The organism is Pedobacter immunditicola, assembly GCF_037482985.1.
Taxonomy (GTDB): Bacteria; Bacteroidota; Bacteroidia; order Sphingobacteriales; family Sphingobacteriaceae; genus Pedobacter; species Pedobacter immunditicola.
Genome location: NZ_JBBHKC010000014.1, coordinates 62,627 through 80,400, shown reverse-complemented (window position 1 = coordinate 80,400; position 17,774 = coordinate 62,627). Strand labels below are relative to the sequence as shown.

18 protein-coding genes are annotated in these 17,774 nt (G+C 41.6%); 7 read left to right on the top strand and 11 right to left on the bottom strand.

Translation table 11 applies throughout. The features are described 5' to 3' along the window. Positions 1-447 precede the first annotated feature (447 nt). The 3 genes from WG905_RS19555 to WG905_RS19245 all read right to left on the bottom strand — a co-directional run bounded on the left by WG905_RS19555 (position 448) and on the right by WG905_RS19245 (position 2,814). A complete protein-coding gene (locus tag WG905_RS19555) occupies positions 448-600 on the bottom strand; it encodes a PLDc N-terminal domain-containing protein (protein ID WP_431844530.1) in 153 nt (50 codons plus the stop codon). Between the two features lie 207 nt (positions 601-807). Continuing rightward, positions 808-1,167, bottom strand: coding sequence for a CoA-binding protein (locus tag WG905_RS19250; RefSeq protein WP_339593392.1), 360 nt, complete (start codon positions 1,165-1,167; stop codon positions 808-810). A gap of 105 nt (positions 1,168-1,272) precedes the next feature. Continuing rightward, positions 1,273-2,814, bottom strand: coding sequence for an NAD(P)/FAD-dependent oxidoreductase (locus WG905_RS19245; protein WP_339593391.1), 1,542 nt, complete (start codon positions 2,812-2,814; stop codon positions 1,273-1,275). 195 nt (positions 2,815-3,009) lie between these two features. Here WG905_RS19245 and WG905_RS19240 point away from each other — a divergent pair, with 195 nt between their 5' ends. From WG905_RS19240 to WG905_RS19225, 4 genes are all read left to right on the top strand, one after another. Beyond that, on the top strand, positions 3,010-3,594 hold the full coding sequence (locus WG905_RS19240; protein ID WP_339593390.1) for a LemA family protein: 585 nt from the start codon (positions 3,010-3,012) through the stop codon (positions 3,592-3,594). Positions 3,595-3,665: 71 nt separating this feature from the next. Beyond that, the gene (locus tag WG905_RS19235) at positions 3,666-4,112 is read left to right on the top strand and encodes a TPM domain-containing protein (protein WP_339593389.1); all 447 of its coding nucleotides are present in this window, start codon (positions 3,666-3,668) and stop codon (positions 4,110-4,112) included. Beyond that, positions 4,112-4,894 (top strand): TPM domain-containing protein, encoded by a 783-nt coding sequence (locus WG905_RS19230; RefSeq protein WP_339593388.1) that lies wholly within the window; start codon positions 4,112-4,114, stop codon positions 4,892-4,894. Before WG905_RS19235 ends, WG905_RS19230 begins: the two co-directional genes overlap by 1 nt. After that, positions 4,894-5,445: an NUDIX hydrolase gene (locus WG905_RS19225; protein ID WP_339593387.1), complete on the top strand. Its 552-nt coding sequence runs from the start codon at positions 4,894-4,896 to the stop codon at positions 5,443-5,445. Before WG905_RS19230 ends, WG905_RS19225 begins: the two co-directional genes overlap by 1 nt. Here the strand turns inward: WG905_RS19225 and dnaA are convergent. Together dnaA and WG905_RS19215 are read right to left on the bottom strand one after the other, a co-directional pair. Beyond that, positions 5,438-6,868, bottom strand: coding sequence for a chromosomal replication initiator protein DnaA (gene dnaA / locus WG905_RS19220; RefSeq protein ID WP_339593386.1), 1,431 nt, complete (start codon positions 6,866-6,868; stop codon positions 5,438-5,440). The two genes, WG905_RS19225 and dnaA, sit on opposite strands and share 8 nt — an antisense overlap. Positions 6,869-7,061: 193 nt before the next feature. Further along, on the bottom strand, positions 7,062-8,609 hold the full coding sequence (locus WG905_RS19215) for an acyl-CoA mutase large subunit family protein (RefSeq protein ID WP_339593385.1): 1,548 nt from the start codon (positions 8,607-8,609) through the stop codon (positions 7,062-7,064). 111 nt (positions 8,610-8,720) lie between these two features. Here WG905_RS19215 and WG905_RS19210 point away from each other — a divergent pair, with 111 nt between their 5' ends. Together WG905_RS19210 and WG905_RS19205 are read left to right on the top strand one after the other, a co-directional pair. Next, on the top strand, positions 8,721-9,074 hold the full coding sequence (locus WG905_RS19210; protein ID WP_339593384.1) for a HesB/IscA family protein: 354 nt from the start codon (positions 8,721-8,723) through the stop codon (positions 9,072-9,074). A 97-nt stretch (positions 9,075-9,171) separates the two neighbouring features. Beyond that, positions 9,172-10,404 carry an ABC transporter permease gene (locus WG905_RS19205; protein ID WP_339593383.1) on the top strand — a complete coding sequence of 411 codons (1,233 nt, stop codon included), beginning with the start codon at positions 9,172-9,174 and terminating at the stop codon, positions 10,402-10,404. 41 nt (positions 10,405-10,445) lie between these two features. On the opposite strand, the gene rfbB is transcribed toward WG905_RS19205, so the two are convergent. The 5 genes from rfbB to WG905_RS19180 are packed head-to-tail and all read right to left on the bottom strand — an operon-like array spanning position 10,446 to position 15,400. Continuing rightward, entirely contained in the window at positions 10,446-11,498 is a 1,053-nt protein-coding gene (gene rfbB, locus WG905_RS19200) for a dTDP-glucose 4,6-dehydratase (protein WP_339593382.1), read from the bottom strand. A 2-nt stretch (positions 11,499-11,500) separates the two neighbouring features. Further along, complete coding sequence (locus WG905_RS19195) at positions 11,501-12,067, bottom strand: hypothetical protein (protein WP_339593381.1); 567 nt, start codon at positions 12,065-12,067, stop codon at positions 11,501-11,503. Further along, entirely contained in the window at positions 12,068-13,090 is a 1,023-nt protein-coding gene (gene galE, locus WG905_RS19190) for a UDP-glucose 4-epimerase GalE (protein WP_339593380.1), read from the bottom strand. A 1-nt stretch (position 13,091) separates the two neighbouring features. Continuing rightward, positions 13,092-14,081, bottom strand: coding sequence for a UDP-glucuronic acid decarboxylase family protein (locus tag WG905_RS19185; protein WP_339590359.1), 990 nt, complete (start codon positions 14,079-14,081; stop codon positions 13,092-13,094). Next, positions 14,060-15,400, bottom strand: coding sequence for a UDP-glucose dehydrogenase family protein (locus tag WG905_RS19180; RefSeq protein WP_339593379.1), 1,341 nt, complete (start codon positions 15,398-15,400; stop codon positions 14,060-14,062). The genes WG905_RS19185 and WG905_RS19180 overlap by 22 nt, the downstream gene beginning before the upstream one ends. Positions 15,401-15,540: 140 nt before the next feature. On the opposite strand from WG905_RS19180, the gene WG905_RS19175 reads away from it, so the two are divergent. Further along, entirely contained in the window at positions 15,541-16,764 is a 1,224-nt protein-coding gene (locus WG905_RS19175; protein WP_339593378.1) for a 3-deoxy-D-manno-octulosonic acid transferase, read from the top strand. On the opposite strand, the gene hemH is transcribed toward WG905_RS19175, so the two are convergent. Next, a complete protein-coding gene (gene hemH, locus WG905_RS19170) occupies positions 16,761-17,774 on the bottom strand; it encodes a ferrochelatase (RefSeq protein ID WP_339593377.1) in 1,014 nt (337 codons plus the stop codon). The two genes, WG905_RS19175 and hemH, sit on opposite strands and share 4 nt — an antisense overlap.

The following is a 17,774-nucleotide window of genomic DNA, read 5'->3' as shown; positions in this document are numbered from 1 at the left end:
TCTTTTGTTTTATCTGGCTTTCGCCTAACTCCACAAAGAACAACATTACTACACTTTAACTCTTCAAATCAACCTCTTCTCTATCCCTTTCACTGTTTCACTTCCTCCGAAGCGGGATGCAAAAGTAAGAAAAATATTGGCAACTGGAAAAATATTTTGAAAGAAATCCAAGGGTAATGGCTAACCTGCTCATTTACTGCGAAAAGAAATCGAAAAAGGCTTAAAGAAGAATGATACAAGTTTAAAAGAAGGGTTATACAAGTTCAAAAGGCCATAGCTTAATGACACCTATATATACTACTATACTTTATCAGCCATGAACCTACCTCCGATCTACCTTTTTAAGGGGAAAAGGTAGATACACTGTGGACTCAAGGTACATCCACCCTAGATCCATTACCACTTGACTATTACCCGGCCATCATCCCCATACCATGATAGGCCCGCCTATCTTTTAAATAGAAAACGAAGTCGTGAAGTCAATAAATAGAGAACCGGCCCGAGGAAAGGCATCATGATGATGATAATAGCCCAAACTGCTTTATTATTTGTTATCCATTTATCAGATTTATCAGACATTAAATCAAATAAAGCTGCTATTGGTAAAATGATAACTATAAGAATTATAAATACTCGGAAGTTCCCATGAAATGATATGCTTATTGATAGTTACATAACTATACAATAAATATAAATTTTATCTCTTTCATACCATAACTCAAATTTAAGAATTATAGGAATACCCTATATACCACTCATTAACACAATAAGATGAAGTAATTGTAACTAAGGAAATTATTTAGCAAACTAATACTGACCTGTTGCCAGTAACACCAGGGTACAAGCCTCCAACGGTTCAATACCATGCTCTTTTAGCAAAAGCTCGAGTTCATCGTTTTCGGTACCCGGATTAAAAACTACGCGTTTGGGATTAGTTTTGAGGATATAATCATAATAACCAGGTTGGAGCCGGGGACCTATATATAAGGTTATGGTATGCACATCCTCATAAACAGGACCTGATTCTTCTATTTCCACGCCAGCAACCGCCCCTTTTTTAATACCCACATTGATAATATCGTGCCCTTTTGCTTTCAACATATTTGCAGCTTTATAAGCATACCGTGTGGGGTTTGGGCTTGCCCCTATAATTAAAGTCCGTTTCATTTCAGAATAATTTAAAAATCAGGAACCTAAAAATTAAGGTGTCCCTGTGCTTTTATTGATCAATCAGCTATTCAACTAACATCCCTTACAGAAAAAATGTTTGGATTACAGGTATTTCACAACCGCATTGGCACAGTTGATCCCATCAATTGCGGCAGAAACAATGCCACCGGCATAACCAGCCCCTTCGGCACATGGAAATAAACCCGCTACCTGCGGATGTTGTAAACTTTCCTTATCCCTGGGGATGCGCACCGGTGAAGAACTTCTGCTCTCCACACCTACCAGAATGGCTTCGTTGGTATAATAGCCCTTCATTTTCTTTCCAAAAAGCGGCAAAGCACCTCTGAGGCTCTCGGCCACAAAGCTGGGCAGGGTATCATCCAATAGCGCAGATTTTGTACCTGGCAAGTATGAGTTTTTAGGAAGATCCACAGAAAGCCGCTTCTCCACAAAATCAACCATCCTTTGAGCAGGTGCCACTAAACTGCCTCCACCCAATGCAAAAGCCTGCTTTTCAATGGCAGCCTGAAAATGCATCATCCTTAAAGGATCATCACCTTTAACATCATCAAGCGTTACCTGTACCACCATTCCTGAATTTGCAAAAGGGTTATTTCTTTTGGAAGGTGACCATCCGTTAACTACAATTTCATTTTCATAGGTAGCACATGGGGCAATAATGCCACCCGGACACATACAAAAAGAAAATACCCCGCGGTCCGCCACCTGTTCTACCAGGCTATAATAAGCAGGTGGTAAATACGCACCGCGCTCATCGCAATGGTATTGGGCCGCATCTATTACAGCCTGGGGATGCTCTATCCTCACGCCGAGCGCAAAGGGCTTTGGCTCTACCAGAATCTTCTTCCGGTTCAACAACTCATATACATCTCTTGCCGAATGACCAGTCGCTAAAATAACAGCATCGGCATGGAGTTTCTCCTCACCGTTAATCACCACCCCCTTCACTTTTCCAGATTCAACTAGCAGATCCGTCATCTTCTGACCAAAACGGATTTCGGCACCCGCATTTAAAAGTGTCTCGCGGATGGCCGTAATGATGAGCGGCAGTTTATTGGTACCGATATGCGGCCTCGCATCAACTAAGATATCTTCAGTTGCACCGTGCTGCACAAACGTTTCCAGCACATGATTGATATCGCCACGTTTGTTGGATCGGGTATATAATTTCCCATCAGAATAGGTTCCAGCACCACCTTCACCATAACAGTAATTAGATTCGGTGTTCACAACCCCTTCTTTGTTGATTGCAGCAAGGTCCCTTCTCCGCTGCTTCACATCTTTACCGCGCTCCAGGATAATAGGTTTAAAACCATTCTGGACACATTGCAAGGCAGCAAACAAGCCTGCAGAACCTGCACCTACAATAATAACCGGCTTCCGGTTACTGACATTTTGATAGTGAATTGGAGGATTTTCTGCCAGAATTGGCTCATCCAGGTAAACTTTTACATGCAGCCGATAAACTACTTGTCGGGACCGTGCATCAATGGACCGTTTTAAAATTTTATAGCCCTTAATTCTACGCAAATCCACATTTAAAGCGGTGGCCAGCGTTTTCCTTAAAATTTCTTCCTGATCAATTTCACTGGGAAGCAGTTTAATTTCTATATCTTTTTGCATAAACTTGTCAGGTTTTTATCCTGAAGCGTAACAAAGGTACAGAAATTGCAATCTAATTCTTAAATTAACCATTAAAGATGTAGGAATGTAACCATCATAAGCTCACGAAAGCTTCACCTTAAAAAACATAATAAACAAGAAATCATCACTATCTTATGATAGATTAATCACCTTAAAAAAATCAACATCAAAAACATGAAAAAAATAATTTTAATCGTAGTCGGATTTCTATTGGTATTTATCGCATTTAGCGGTTGCAGTGGATATAATAATATGGTTCAATTGGATGAACAAGTGAAAACCAAATGGAACCAGGTAGAAACACAATACCAACGCCGGTCGGATTTAATACCAAACTTAGTAAGCACAGTTAAAGGCGCTGCAAATTTTGAGAAAGAAACCCTGACCCAGGTCATCGAAGCCAGAGCTAAAGCAAGTCAAATTACGGTTGATCCTGATAAATTAACTCCTGAGAACATCGAAAAATACCAGGCAGCACAAGGTCAGATTACACAGGCTTTAAGCCGTTTAATGGTACTTACTGAAAACTATCCTGAGTTGAAAGCAACAACACAATTCAGTGATCTTTCTGCACAGTTAGAAGGAACAGAAAACCGTATCGCTGTTGCCCGTAGAGATTTTAATGAATCTGTGCAGGTTTACAACACTAAAGTAAGGTCTTTCCCAAATAATATTACTGCTGGCATATTTGGATTTGACCAAAAAACCGGCTTTAAAGCTGATGCAGGCGCACAAAATGCTCCAAAAGTAGAATTCTAATCAAGGGAAACGAATTTATCAGGGTAATGCGTAGTTAATATACGCATTACCCTTCTCTTTATATATAAAATATGACACTTTTTAATGAACAAGAACAGGAACTGATTGCCGCCACTATTGCAGAAGCAGAAAAGCTTACTTCAGGTGAAATCAGAATTGCAATAGATAGACACTGTCACGGTGAGCCGCTTGATGTGGCTGCAAGCTATTTCCATAAGCTTGGAATGGATAAAACCATCGAACATAATGGTGTATTAATTTACCTTGCCTATGAAGACCATAAATTTGCTATTATAGGCGACCGTGGTATTAATAAAGTAGTACCTCCGGATTTTTGGGAAACCACTAAAGTAGCCATGAGGGCACATTTTTCCGGTGGCAATATTGCAGATGGCTTGATAGCTGGCATTAGCCTGGTTGCTGAAAAACTTGCCATATTTTTTCCTTCTGATAAAGATGACATTAATGAACTCCCTAATGACATCGTATATATGGCTCCAAATAAACCTCACGAATAATGAAAAAACCAATTCTGTTGTTTTTATTGGTTTTTCTAACCAGCCTGGGTTTCGCCCAGGACTTTCCTGCAAAGCCTAATAAACTAGTAAACGATTATACCGGCACTTTCTCTGCCTCGCAAACACAGCAGCTTGAAGATAAACTGGTTGCTTTCAGTGATTCCACCTCTATACAAATTGCCGTTGCCGTATTAAAATCTGTTGGTGAATATGATATCAATGATTATGCACTTCAACTGGGCAGGCAATGGGGCGTAGGCTCCCAGAAGAATACCGGTATCATGATTGTGGTTGCGCTTGGCGACCGGAAAATCGCCATACAAACGGGCTACGGCCTTGAAGGTGCTTTGCCTGATGTGTATGCCAAAAGAATTATAGAGAATGACATTAAGCCTTATTTTAAGGCAGGGGATTATTACGCAGGAATTGAATCGGGTACCAATGCCATTATTAGTTATACCAAGGGTGAGTATAAAAACGACAAGCCTAAAAAAGTAACGAAAGATAGAGGTGCAGCTGTGCCTATCCTGATTATTATTGTCATCATCATCATCATTATTATGCGTAAAGGCGGTGGTGGCCGCGGTGGCAGCCAAGTGATCGGCAGTCGTGGTGTAGCAGATTCCTTGTTTTGGGGGATGCTTCTTGGCAGCATGACCGGACGTTCTGGCGGTGGTGGTTTTGGTGGCGGATTCGGCAGTGGCGGCGGAGGTGGCGGAGGCGGCTTCGGTGGCTTCGGCGGTGGTAGTTTTGGTGGTGGCGGTAGTAGCGGCGACTGGTAATGGAGATATTGAAATGGAAGAAACTTTCATCAAGGTATTTGGTGGAAGAAAAATGGGCAACTTTGAGAGTTGATACCTGTAAATTGCAAAATGGCTCCGTTAAAGACGATTATTTCGTATTGGAATACCCCGACTGGGTAAACGCTATTGCTGTGACCAAAGAAAACAAGATTATCCTTGTCCGTCAGTACAGGCATGCAGCAGACATTGTGTCCCTGGAGATTCCAGGCGGCGTAATGGATGGTGATGAAGAAGCAGAAACTGGCGTGAGAAGAGAGTTGCTCGAAGAAACGGGCTACTCATTTGAAAAGGCTGAACTCCTGGTAACATTATACCCCAACCCCGCAACATCTACCAACAGGACCTTTACTTACCTGTTAACCGGCGGCACAAAAACGCATGCACAAAATTTGGATGAACACGAGATTTTGAATGTGGAAGAATACACTATTGAAGAAGTGAAGCAATTGCTGATGGATAATAAAATAGACCAGGCTTTACATACCGCAGCGCTATTCTATGGATTAAATAAGTTGGGCGCTTTTAGCTAAGCACCAACCTTTTTTGGATATCAGCTACATATCCTTTAAACTTTTTGTCGGTATCAATCAGATCCTCTACGGTTTGGCAAGCGTAGATAACCGTAGAGTGATCTCTGCCGCCAAAAAAGGCCCCAATACTTTTCAAAGATGATTTGGTATGGCTTTTAGCCAGGTACATGGAGATCTGTCGCGCCTGTACAATCTCCCTTTTACGGGTGGATGACTTCACCATTTCCATCGGCACCTCAAAATATTCACAAACCAACCGCTGAATAAATTCCATAGAAATCTCTTTCGTGGTGTTCTTAATGAAGTTCTTCAGCATCTGCTTGGCCAGCGTTAAATCAATCTCCTTTTTATTTAAAGTTGACTGCGCCAGCAATGACACCATTGCCCCTTCCAGTTCCCGCACATTATTATCGATATTATGCGCTACATACTCCACCACTTCTGCCGGTAATTCTATACCATCTGCATACATCTTCTTTTTCAGGATGGCGATACGGGTTTCGAAATCAGGGATCTGCAAATCTGCAGAAAGCCCCCATTTAAAACGGCTTAACAACCTTTCTTCTAAACCTGACAAGTCTTTCGGAGATTTATCAGAAGTGAGGATCACTTGTTTACCTGATTGGTGCAGGTGATTAAAGATATGGAAGAAAATATCCTGGGTCTTCTCTTTCCCTGCAAAGTTATGCACATCATCCATGATGATGATATCCATTGCCTGGTAAAAGTTGACGAAATCGTTAATGGTATTGTTTTTCAAAGAGTCAACAAATTGCTGACAGAACTTCTCACAGGATACATAAATCACAAGCTTATCAGGAAGGCTCTGTTTAATTTCATTTCCTATGGCCTGGGCTAAATGTGTTTTCCCTAAACCCACACCACCATAAATCATTAAGGGATTAAAAGAAGTACCTCCTGGTTTTGCGGCTACGGCAAATCCGGCTGACCTGGCCAGCCTGTTACAGTCGCCCTCAATATAACTGTCAAAAGTATAATTTGGGTTAAGCTGTGGGTCTACATTCATTTTCTTCAAACCCGGAATGATGAATGGGTTCTTGATGTCTTTGTTAATGGAGATGGGCACGGGCATGGATTGCATCTTTGCAGCAGCGCCATTTCCGTTAGATGGCATATTGGTGGTATAGGGCATTCCAGTGTTTGAAGACTTGTCTACCACGATGTTATATTCCAGTCTACCATCATCCCCCAACTGCTTCTTTACAGTCTTCCTTAACAGGCCGACATAATGTTCCTCCAGCCATTCATAGAAGAATAAACTAGGCACCTGAATGGTCAAAACATTGCCTTCCAGCTTAAGTGCAGATATCGGTTCAAACCAAGTTTTGAAACTTTGATTCGGAATGTTATCTTTTATTATCTGCAGGCAATTATTCCATACATCAGTACCAGTTTTTTCCATTGCTTTTCTCTAAAATGTTGGTTTTCAGAGTCGATATGGCCTTCATTAATCGACCGATTTGACATATCGAATATTCAAAAAATTATCAACATTTTAAACATAATTTGAAAGTATTTGGTAACTGCTTAGCAAGCAGCACCATACTCTACTTAACCTGAATTTTTTGTGTGGATAACTATTTTTTAACAACAATTTAATACTCGCCGAAAACATTTCGAAGGGTATCGGCAATTTCACCAAGGGTGGCATAAGCCTCCACTGCAGTGAGCACATAGGGCATCAAATTTTCTGTTCCGAGGGCTGCCGTTCTTAAATTTTGAAGGGCTGAATCTACCGCTGTCTGGCTCCTTGCCGCCTTCAGCTGCCTAAGCTTCTCTGTTTGTATCGTCCGGATGGATTCGTCGATGGTCATCACATCGGTGATTGCTTCCTTTTCCTGGGTAAATTTATTCACGCCAACAATTACCCTGGTCCCGTTTTCCACTTCCACCTGGTACTGGTAGGCTGCACTGGCGATCTCATTCTGGATGTAACCATTTTCAATGGCATTTACCGAGCCGCCCATGGCGTCAATTTTATCAATGTATAATTGTGCCGCGGCTTCAATTTCATCCGTTAAGGCCTCGATAAAATAAGAGCCTGCCAAAGGATCAACCGTGTCGGCTGCACCACTCTCAAAAGCAATCACTTGTTGGGTACGCAAGGCTATTTTTGCGGCCGCTTCAGTAGGTAATGTCAGGGCTTCATCGTAACCATTGGTGTGAAGAGATTGTGTACCACCAAGCACTGCAGCCATGGCCTGGTTGGTTACCCTGATCACATTATTTAAGGGCTGCTGGGCAGTTAAAGTAGAGCCCCCCGTTTGGGTATGAAAACGTAACATCTGCGCTTTCGGCGATGTGGCCCCGAGCCCTTTCGTGATCTTTGCCCACATTCTCCTGGCTGCCCTGAATTTAGCGATTTCTTCAAAGAAGTTATTGTGACAATTGAAGAAAAAGGAAAGGCGTTTGGCAAACACATTAATATCCAAGCCTTTCTCTAGAGCGGCATTCAAATAAGCCTTGCCGTTGGCCAAGGTAAAAGCCAGTTCCTGTACTGCAGAAGATCCCGCTTCCCTGATGTGGTAGCCAGAAATGGAAATGGTATTCCATTTAGGGACCTCCTTGCTGCAGTACTCAAAAATGTCGGTGATAAAGCGCATCGACTGCTTTGGGGGATAAATATAGGTTCCCCTTGCTGCATATTCCTTCAAAATATCGTTCTGAATGGTACCTGAAATTTGACTGAGGTCTGCTCCCTGCTTCTTGGCCAAAGCAATATACATCGCGAGTAAAATACCGGCGGTGGCATTAATGGTCATTGAGGTGGTAATTTTCTGCAGCTCAATACCATCAAACAACAGCTCCATGTCTTTTAAAGAATCGATTGCCACCCCTACCTTGCCTACTTCACCATCAGACATGTCATGATCTGAATCATAACCAATTTGTGTCGGCAAATCAAAAGCTACAGAAAGCCCGGTAGTACCTTGTTTTAGCAAGTAATGGTACCGCTGATTGGATTCCTCTGCGGTTGAAAAACCAGCATACTGGCGCATGGTCCATAAACGGCCGCGGTACATATCTTTTTGTATTCCCCTGGTAAAAGGAAATTCTCCAGGATCTTCCAGTAAAGGTTTTGCCGTATGATATAATGTTTTGATTTCTATGCCAGATGTGGTGGTCACTTTTTTATTGTCCATAGTCGTAATGATTGCAGTATTAATTATTTGTTTGAATACCGTAATAATTAATGAACTCCCCTACAAAAATGTACAAATTATTTATCTTTGTTATTCCTAAATTGAAATAACATGAGTAATACAGTGGATACAACATTTGCACCTGTAACATTTACAGAAAACGCCGTTAAAGAACTATTTAAATTAAAGGATCAACAAGAAATTGCTGAAGATTTTGGTTTAAGGGTAGGCGTTGAAGGTGGTGGCTGCTCAGGAATGAGTTATGTTTTAGGCTTCGACCAGAAAAAAGAAGGTGATCAGGAATTTATGATCGATGGCATTAAGGTTTTCATGCACAAAGCACATCAGATGTATTTGCTGGGTATGCAGGTAGATTGGCAGGATGGATTAAATTCAAGAGGATTTACATTCAGCAACCCTAACGCCAGCAGTTCTTGTGGTTGCGGTACCAGTTTTGCAGTATAAGTTGCATATTCAATAAATTATTGTAACATTTAAGGAAGTCCCGTTGTCTTAACAGCGGGACTTTTTATTTTTATCCCGTAGAAATCAAACCTGGAAAATGACCTATACCGAAAACGTCAGACTGGCACTCCACTCCATCAAGAGCAACCGCTTAAGAACAATGTTAACCGCATTGATCATTGCCATTGGCTTATCTGCACTTGTTGGCATTTTAACCACATTGGATGCCGTAAAGAAAAGTATGACTGAGGCTTTTTCCAGTATGGGCGCAAACTCTTTTACCATCAGAAACCGGGGTACTGGAATCAGGGTAGGAAATTCAGGGCAAAGGCCTAAACCCTTTAAATCTATCCGTTATGAGGATGCTTTGAAATTTAAAGAGCGCCTCAACACGGCAGCTACTGTTGCCGTGAGTGTACGTGCAAGTGGTGGCTCTACCGTTAAATTTGGAACGGAGAAGACCAACCCAAACATCAGTATCATGGGAGTGGATGAAAATGGCCTTGCTTCGCAGGGTTTGGATCTTCAACTTGGGCGGAACTTCAGCGCCTCCGAGGCCGTTCAGGGTAATAACGTGTGTATCATTGGAAGTGAGATCAGTAAAACGCTCTTCAAGGACACTTCCCCTATAGATAAAATTATAAATGTAGGAAACAACCGATTAAAGGTGATAGGCGTTTTGGTATCTAAAGGCTCGAGTATGGGCTTTAGTGGCGACAGGGCAGTTTATGTGCCGTTGCTGAAAGCCAAGTTAATCAATTCGAGCTCAGACCCTTCCTATACCATCACGGTGATGGTACCTAACAATGACCTGCTGGAAAATATTATCGGCGAGGCTACTGCGGAGTTCAGAAATATCAGGAAATTGAAAACAACGGCCGCAGCCAATTTCGAAATTACTAAAAGTGATGCCGTCGCACAGACGTTGTTTGAGAATCTTGCCTTCATTGCCATTGGCGGGGTTGCTATCGGCGTCATCACCCTTATAGGGGCATCCATTGGTTTGATGAACATCATGCTGGTATCTGTAACAGAACGTACCAGGGAAATCGGTGTACGAAAGGCGATCGGGGCAAATCCTTCTGTGATCAGGAAACAGTTTTTAATTGAGGCCGTTGTCATTTGTCTGATGGGCGGCGCAATGGGGATCTTTCTAGGGATATTACTGGGCAACGCCATCTCCTTAATGATGGGCGGCTCCTTTATCATCCCCTGGATGTTTATATTTGGTGGCTTTGCACTATGTGTGGCAGTAGGCGTTATTTCCGGCTATTACCCCGCTAAAAAAGCTTCAAAACTGGATCCTGTAGAAGCATTAAGGTATGAATAAAAAAAGAGCCACTAGTTGTGGCTCTTTTTTTATTCTTGTTTTTATCTTCCTACGTATTGCGTTTCATAATAGGCCTGGTAGTTTCCGGAGGTCACATTCGTTAACCACTCTTCATTTTCCAAATACCAATCAACGGTTTTCTCCAAGCCTTCTTCAAACTGTAAACTAGGCACCCAGCCTAAAGTTTGCTGAAGTTTAGAAGAATCAATGGCATAGCGTAAATCGTGGCCAGCACGGTCTGTTACATAAGTAATTAGCTTCACGGATTCGCCTGGCGTTCTGCCTAACTTTTTATCCATAATCGAGCAAAGCAAATGAATAAGGTCAATATTTTTCCATTCATTATGTCCGCCGATGTTATAAGTTTCCCCGCTTTTAGCCTCGTGGAAAATTAAATCAATGGCACGGGCATGATCTTCAACCCATAACCAATCCCTAACATTCTCCCCTTTACCATAAACCGGAACAGGTTTGCCACTTTTCAGGTTATTGATAGCCAAAGGAATCAACTTTTCAGGAAAGTGATGAGAACCGTAGTTGTTGGAGCAATTAGAAATCACCACATTGAGGCCATAAGTATCATGGTAGGCACGCACAAAGTGATCTGATGACGCTTTGGATGCTGAATAAGGACTATGCGGATCGTAAGCCGTAGTTTCTGTAAACATTCCTGTTTCACCCAATGCCCCATAAACCTCATCGGTGGAAACATGGTAAAAACGCTTCTGCTCATAATCACCTTTCCAGAATTCCTTGGCAGCATTCAACAAGTTGACTGTACCAATCACATTGGTCATTACAAAAGCCGATGGATCAGTGATGGACCGGTCCACATGAGATTCTGCCGCAAGGTGAATCACCGCATCGAAATTTTCTTTACGGAAAAGGTCATTCATTTCTTTGGCATCAGTAATATCAGCTTTTACAAAGCTATAATTAGGCTGGTCCTCGATGTCCTTCAGATTTGCCAGGTTACCGGCATAAGTCAGTTTATCCAGGTTAACAATCTGTACTTCAGGATATTTGTTCACAAATAGTCTTACTACATGCGATCCAATAAATCCGGCACCTCCTGTGATTAATAGTTTCTTCATTTTTATAATTGTTTCGGCAAGCCCATTACTTCTGCAGCGTGGGCTAGTTTGCTGTTATACACTTTATTTAATAGCGCATTAAAATTTTCCTGCAGGTCAAACTGCCAATCCTCATGCAATTTTTCATACTTTTTAAAAACAGAAAGCGTCGTCCTTAAAAAATAAGTAGTCAGCTTTTCCTGGTACTTATACAAAGATGAAAACACATTTTCGCTAAACACCAGGGGTACACTGTTTAATAAATAAATTCTCAACTCCACTTCACTGTTCACCGCTTTAGTCACCTTATAATGGTGGTTGATCTGACCATTTAATTTTCTAAAGACTGTCAGGGTTTCCTTTGAAGACAAGCGCTTCTCAAGATCCAGCAAATCCATTGCTTCATCTATTTCTTCTTTCAAAGCCTGATGTCTTCTTGTTAAATCATGCTCGTTCTCCAGCAACTTGAAGTGCAGGTGCTCTGTTAAAATTTTATCTTTGGCAATCAGACGAAGCAACAATTTGTCTTTTTCCTTAGCTGGAATTTCTATAATTGCATCTTTTAAATCCTTATGCTCTCTTAATAACATTTAAAATGGATTGTCTTTTAAATACTCCTCCCATTTCCAGGCAGAAAGCATCATTTCATTAATATCAAGCTCCGCTTTCCAGCCCAGCTCATTGGCCGACTTGGTTACATCGCCCCAAACCTGTTCAATATCACCTTCTCTTCTGGCGCCGATGGTAAAGTTAAGCTTAACGCCAGTAGAATTCTCAAACGCGTGGATAATCTCCAGTACGGAAGAACCTTTTCCTGTTCCTAAGTTAAACACTTCGTAATTGGAATGTGCTTTTTTACTTTCCATTCTTTTAATCGCAGCAACGTGCGCTTTCGCTAAATCAACTACATGAATATAATCCCTGATGGCACTTCCGTCTGGTGTTGAATAATCGTCACCATAAACCGTAATTGGTCCACGCTTACCAATGGCAGACTGCGTAATGAAAGGTACCAGGTTTTGTGGCACACCAATCGGCAATTCACCAATTAAAGCAGTAGGATGAGCACCTACGGGATTGAAATAACGCAGTGAAATTACCTTCAGGGAAGGAGTTACTGCACAGGTTTCCTGTAAAATTTCTTCAGCGATCTGTTTGGTGTTACCATAAGGAGACTCTGCTTTTTTAACAGGAGCAGCCTCGGTAACGGGTAACACATCCGGCTGACCATAAACGGTACAGGATGATGAAAACACCAGGTCAACAGTTGAATTAAATGCATTGATCACATTGATCAGCGAATAAAAGTTGTTTCTGTAATATTTTAAAGGCTGTTGTACAGATTCACCCACAGCCTTATAGGCGGCAAAATGAATGACACCAGTGATATCAGGATTGTTTTGCACAAATTCCTTCACCTTCACTTCATCACAAAGGTCAAATTCAAAAAGCTCAAACTTCTTTCCTGTAATTGTCTCCAGTTGTGTTAATATCTTCGGATTGGAATTTGAAAAGTTATCCACAATGACTACTTCATAGCCAGCATTGTGAAGTTCAACTACGGTATGGGACCCGATAAATCCGGTCCCCCCTGTTACTAGTATTTTAGACATGTTAACGGTTATAGGTTTTAAAATCTTTATGGTCTTTATTAAACAAAGCCTCTTTAGGTAAAGATTTGAAATATTCGTAAGTAATTTTAAGTCCTTCTTCCCTGCTTACTTTCGGCTCCCAGTTCAACAATTCCCTTGCTTTGGTAATATCAGGCCTGCGTTGCTTCGGATCATCGACAGGCAAATCCCTTAATACCAGTTGCTGTTGCGTACCAGTCAGTTTAATAATTTCCTCACCAAACTGTTTGATGGTAATTTCATCAGGGTTACCAATATTTACCGGCATTGCATAATCGCTCATCAGTAAACGGTAAATGCCTTCAATTAAATCATCCACATAACAGAATGAACGGGTTTGTGAACCATCACCAAAAACGGTAAGGTCTTCGCCACGCAGCGCCTGACCAATAAAGGCAGGTAATACCCGTCCGTCGTTAAGGCGCATTCTTGGTCCGTAGGTATTAAAGATCCTGACAATACGGGTCTCCAGGCCATGGAAAGTATGGTAAGCCATGGTCATGGCTTCCTGGAAACGTTTGGCTTCATCATATACCCCCCTTGGGCCTACCGGGTTTACATTACCCCAGTATTCTTCAGGTTGCGGGTTGACATTAGGATCCCCATAAACTTCAGAAGTTGAAGCGATGAGCATCCTTGCCCCTTTATCTTTTGCTACCCCTAATAAATTGTGGGTTCCCAGGGAACCCACTTTTAAGGTTTGTATCGGTATTTTTAAATAGTCAATCGGGCTCGCCGGCGATGCAAAGTGAAGGATGTAATCCAGCGGACCAGGCACATAAACGAATTTTGAAACATCATGGTGATAAAATTCAAAGTTCTCTAGTTTAAAAAGATGTTCGATATTGTGTAGATCACCGGTAATCAGGTTATCCATCCCAATTACAAAATATCCCTCTTTGATAAAACGGTCACATAAGTGCGACCCTAAAAAACCCGCTGCCCCGGTGATTAATACTCTTTTACGTTCCATTCAGTTTGTTTAGCTACTAATTTACGACCAATGCTATTATAATAATAGCCAAGATCGATCATTTTCTGCAGATCATATAAGTTCCGCCCGTCAAAAATTACTTTATTTAACAATGCGGTTTCCATTCTTTCAAAATCAGGGTTCCTGAATACAGACCATTCTGTGGCAATAAGCAATGCATCTGCATTCTCTAACGCTTCATATTGGTTTTCTGCATATTTTATTTTATCTCCCACCTGTTTTCTCACATTGCCCATACCTTCAGGATCGAAAGCCGTTACAGTAGCACCATGTTTGATGAGGTGATCAATGATGTATAAAGCAGGGGCCTCACGGATATCATCCGTTTCAGGCTTAAAGGCTAAACCCCACAGCGCAAAATGCTTCCCCTGGATATCACCTTTATAATACTTCAATACTTTATCCACCAGGATCACTTTTTGCTTTTCATTGACGTCCATAACTGCTTTCAGGATCTGGAAATCGTAATTGTGTTCTTCAGCAGATTTGGCTAAAGCCTGAACATCTTTAGGAAAACAACTACCACCATAACCAATACCCGGGAACAGGAACCTTTTTCCGATCCTGTCATCAGAGCCAATGCCTTTACGAACCGCATCCACATCAGCCCCTACAATTTCGCATAAATTAGCCACTTCATTCATGAAGGTGATTTTTGTGGCAAGGAAGGAATTCGCCGCATATTTCGTGAGTTCAGACGAGCGTTCGTCCATAAACAAAATAGGATTTCCCTGGCGTACATAAGGACCATATAACTCAGCCATTAATTTCTGTGCTTTTTCACTCCGGGTACCAATGACCACGCGGTCAGGTTTCATGAAATCATCAACTGCAACGCCTTCACGCAAAAACTCCGGATTGGAAACAACATCGATTTCCACTAAAGTATTTTCACGGAATACCGCCTGCACCTGATCAGCCGTACCTACAGGTACAGTAGACTTATTGACGATAACTTTATATTCTGTAACCAATTTAGAAATGTCTTTTGCAGCTCCTAAAATATAGGAAAGATCTGCAGCACCATTACCACCCGGAGGCGTTGGCAAAGCCATAAATATGATCTGCGCATCTTTAATAGCCTCCGCAAGGTCTGTAGTAAATGTTAATCTTTTTTGTACAATATTTCTCAAAAATAAAACATCAAGCCCCGGTTCATAAATAGGAATAATGCCGTTCTGCATATTCTGCACCTTGGCTTTATCAATATCAACACAGATAACATTGTTACCCGTTTCAGCAAGGCATGTTCCGGTCACTAAACCGACATATCCTGTTCCGATTACAGCAATTTTCATAAAATAAATAGGATTTAAGTTGATTAAAGAAACTGCAGCACGGTCTATAGATCATAGTTCCTAAACTTGTGTTTCTCATATATTAGTAGAGTTTTAATTTAATAAAGTATCTTCGGCGAAGATAATAATAAACATCCAAAATGCTGTTCCTTTATAACTTTGGTATATACTTTTATAGCTTCCTGGTTAAAGTGTTTGCTTTATTTAGTCCTAAAGCTAAACTATTTATTCAAGGCAGACAAGATATTTTTTCAGTGTTAGCACACAAAATAAATTCACAACATACACACATCTGGTTACATTTCGCTTCGCTTGGAGAATTTGAACAGGGGCGTCCGGTCCTGGAAAGAATCAAAGAACTGCGACCTGAGAAAAGAATAATTGTTACTTTTTTCTCACCCTCAGGTTATGAAATCCGAAAAAACTATGCACTGGCTGATGGCGTTTTTTACCTGCCCCTGGATACAGCCAGTAATGCAAAAAAATTCATTGACATCATCAATCCGGAGATCGCCATATTCACTAAGTATGAATTCTGGTATCATTACTTTGCAGCACTGGAAGAAAAAAAGGTCCCTTTATTTTTAATATCCGGTATTTTCAGGCCCAACCAGTCTTTCTTTAAATGGTATGGTGGTTTTTACCGTTCCATTTTGACTAAAATTACGCACTTGTTTGTTCAGAACGAGGAAAGCGAGCGTTTGTTGAAAGGCATTGGGATCAACCAGGTGAGCCTGAGCGGCGACACACGTTTTGACCGGGTGTATGAAAATGTAGCCACCGTTAAAGACCTGCCACTGGTTCAAGCATTTATACAGCAATCGAAGGTACTTATTGCAGGCAGTACCTGGCCGCAGGACGAACTCTTAATTGCTGCATGGATGAAAAACCATCCCGACTGGAAAGTAATCCTGGCGCCGCACGAAATTGGAACTGCGCATATTGATCAGTTGATGACCTTATTTCCCCAAGCAGCGAGATACTCTACCTTGCAGCAGCAATCACCAACCCCTGAGCAAAAGATCCTGGTGATAGACAATATTGGTTTGTTATCCTCCCTTTATCAATATGGCCATATCGCTTATATTGGCGGAGGCTTTGGCGCAGGCATACACAATACGCTGGAAGCTGCAGCTTTCGGATTGCCGGTGATATTTGGCCCACGTTATGATAAATTTCAGGAAGCTAAAGATTTAGTGGCACTGAAAGCAGCCATTTCTATTCATGATGATAAAGAACTGGAAAGTGCTTTCCAGTTCTTTATTGAAAACCCAGCCTCCGGAAAGAAGGCCCGGGATTATGTGGTGGAGAAAAAAGGAGCTACTGAAGCAATTATGCAAGCAATAGTACCTTACCTCAATTAGTTTTTCGACATTTCAACCATGGCTTCAATCCATTTCGGATGGTCGTTTAAGCTGGCTACCAATTGTACTTCCTCACCACCTAAAGCCTTGAAATCTTCATGATATTCCACACTGATCTCATATAGTGTTTCCAGGCAATCGGCCACAAAAGCCGGACAGAAAACAAGTAACCTTTTTTTGCCTTTTGCGGCAAGCTCCTTCAACACATCACTGGTGTATGGCTGAACCCAGGGTTCTTTACCTAACCGGGATTGGAAACAAACTGAATATTTCTCTGCAGGAATGTTCAGCTCTGCTGCAATTAATCTTGCCGTATCATAACTCTGGGCAGAATAACAAAACTTATTTACGTCTGTTAAAGTCGCACAGCAGTTATCTTTCTTTAAACAATGGTGCCCCGTATGATCACATTTGATAAGCTGGCGTTCCGGCAAGCCATGGAAACTGAATAACACATGATCATAAGTTTCTGGCTGGTAACGGCGGGCATTATCGGCAAAAGTCTCGATCATCAGTTTGTTGTCATGGAACGAGTTTACAAAGCTGATATCAGGAATGGTTTGCCATTTACTTACAATCTCCATCACTTTCTGGATCACAGAACCTGTACTTGCCGAAGCATACTGTGGAAATAAAGGAATCACCCTGATGCTTTCCACTAAACCAGCCTTCATGTTTTCAAGGGCAGCTTGAATGCTGGGACTTTGATAACGCATGGCCAGCTCTACATGGTATTCTTCACCAAGCGCTTCCTGTACCAGGGCGGTCTGGATTTTACTGAAATATAACAATGGTGAACCATTTTCATCCCAGATCTCTTTGTAAAGTTTTGCAGTCTTCGGACTACGGAAAGGAACAATAATACCCCTTACCAGTAAATTCCGCTTAAAAACATTAATATCGATTACCCGCTCATCCATCAGGAATTCATCCAGATATTTACGTACGTCACCAACTTCCGGGCTATCCGGAGTTCCCAAATTCACGAGTAATATGCCTTTTTTTCCCAT

What these genes read in the sequence shown, in the direction of transcription:
- WG905_RS19205 (WP_339593383.1), top strand. Translation starts at nt 9,172, where the DNA reads ATGACCTATACCGAAAACGTCAGACTGGCACTCCACTCCATCAAGAGC.
- hemH (WP_339593377.1), bottom strand. Translation starts at nt 17,774, where the DNA reads ATGGGAAAAAAAGGCATATTACTCGTGAATTTGGGAACTCCGGATAGC.
- WG905_RS19225 (WP_339593387.1), top strand. Translation starts at nt 4,894, where the DNA reads ATGGAGATATTGAAATGGAAGAAACTTTCATCAAGGTATTTGGTGGAA.
- rfbB (WP_339593382.1), bottom strand. Translation starts at nt 11,498, where the DNA reads ATGAAGAAACTATTAATCACAGGAGGTGCCGGATTTATTGGATCGCAT.
- WG905_RS19230 (WP_339593388.1), top strand. Translation starts at nt 4,112, where the DNA reads ATGAAAAAACCAATTCTGTTGTTTTTATTGGTTTTTCTAACCAGCCTG.
- WG905_RS19215 (WP_339593385.1), bottom strand. Translation starts at nt 8,609, where the DNA reads ATGGACAATAAAAAAGTGACCACCACATCTGGCATAGAAATCAAAACA.
- WG905_RS19180 (WP_339593379.1), bottom strand. Translation starts at nt 15,400, where the DNA reads ATGAAAATTGCTGTAATCGGAACAGGATATGTCGGTTTAGTGACCGGA.
- WG905_RS19245 (WP_339593391.1), bottom strand. Translation starts at nt 2,814, where the DNA reads ATGCAAAAAGATATAGAAATTAAACTGCTTCCCAGTGAAATTGATCAG.
- WG905_RS19175 (WP_339593378.1), top strand. Translation starts at nt 15,541, where the DNA reads ATGCTGTTCCTTTATAACTTTGGTATATACTTTTATAGCTTCCTGGTT.
- WG905_RS19210 (WP_339593384.1), top strand. Translation starts at nt 8,721, where the DNA reads ATGAGTAATACAGTGGATACAACATTTGCACCTGTAACATTTACAGAA.
- WG905_RS19195 (WP_339593381.1), bottom strand. Translation starts at nt 12,067, where the DNA reads ATGTTATTAAGAGAGCATAAGGATTTAAAAGATGCAATTATAGAAATT.
- WG905_RS19235 (WP_339593389.1), top strand. Translation starts at nt 3,666, where the DNA reads ATGACACTTTTTAATGAACAAGAACAGGAACTGATTGCCGCCACTATT.
- galE (WP_339593380.1), bottom strand. Translation starts at nt 13,090, where the DNA reads ATGTCTAAAATACTAGTAACAGGGGGGACCGGATTTATCGGGTCCCAT.
- dnaA (WP_339593386.1), bottom strand. Translation starts at nt 6,868, where the DNA reads ATGGAAAAAACTGGTACTGATGTATGGAATAATTGCCTGCAGATAATA.
- WG905_RS19240 (WP_339593390.1), top strand. Translation starts at nt 3,010, where the DNA reads ATGAAAAAAATAATTTTAATCGTAGTCGGATTTCTATTGGTATTTATC.
- WG905_RS19250 (WP_339593392.1), bottom strand. Translation starts at nt 1,167, where the DNA reads ATGAAACGGACTTTAATTATAGGGGCAAGCCCAAACCCCACACGGTAT.
- WG905_RS19185 (WP_339590359.1), bottom strand. Translation starts at nt 14,081, where the DNA reads ATGGAACGTAAAAGAGTATTAATCACCGGGGCAGCGGGTTTTTTAGGG.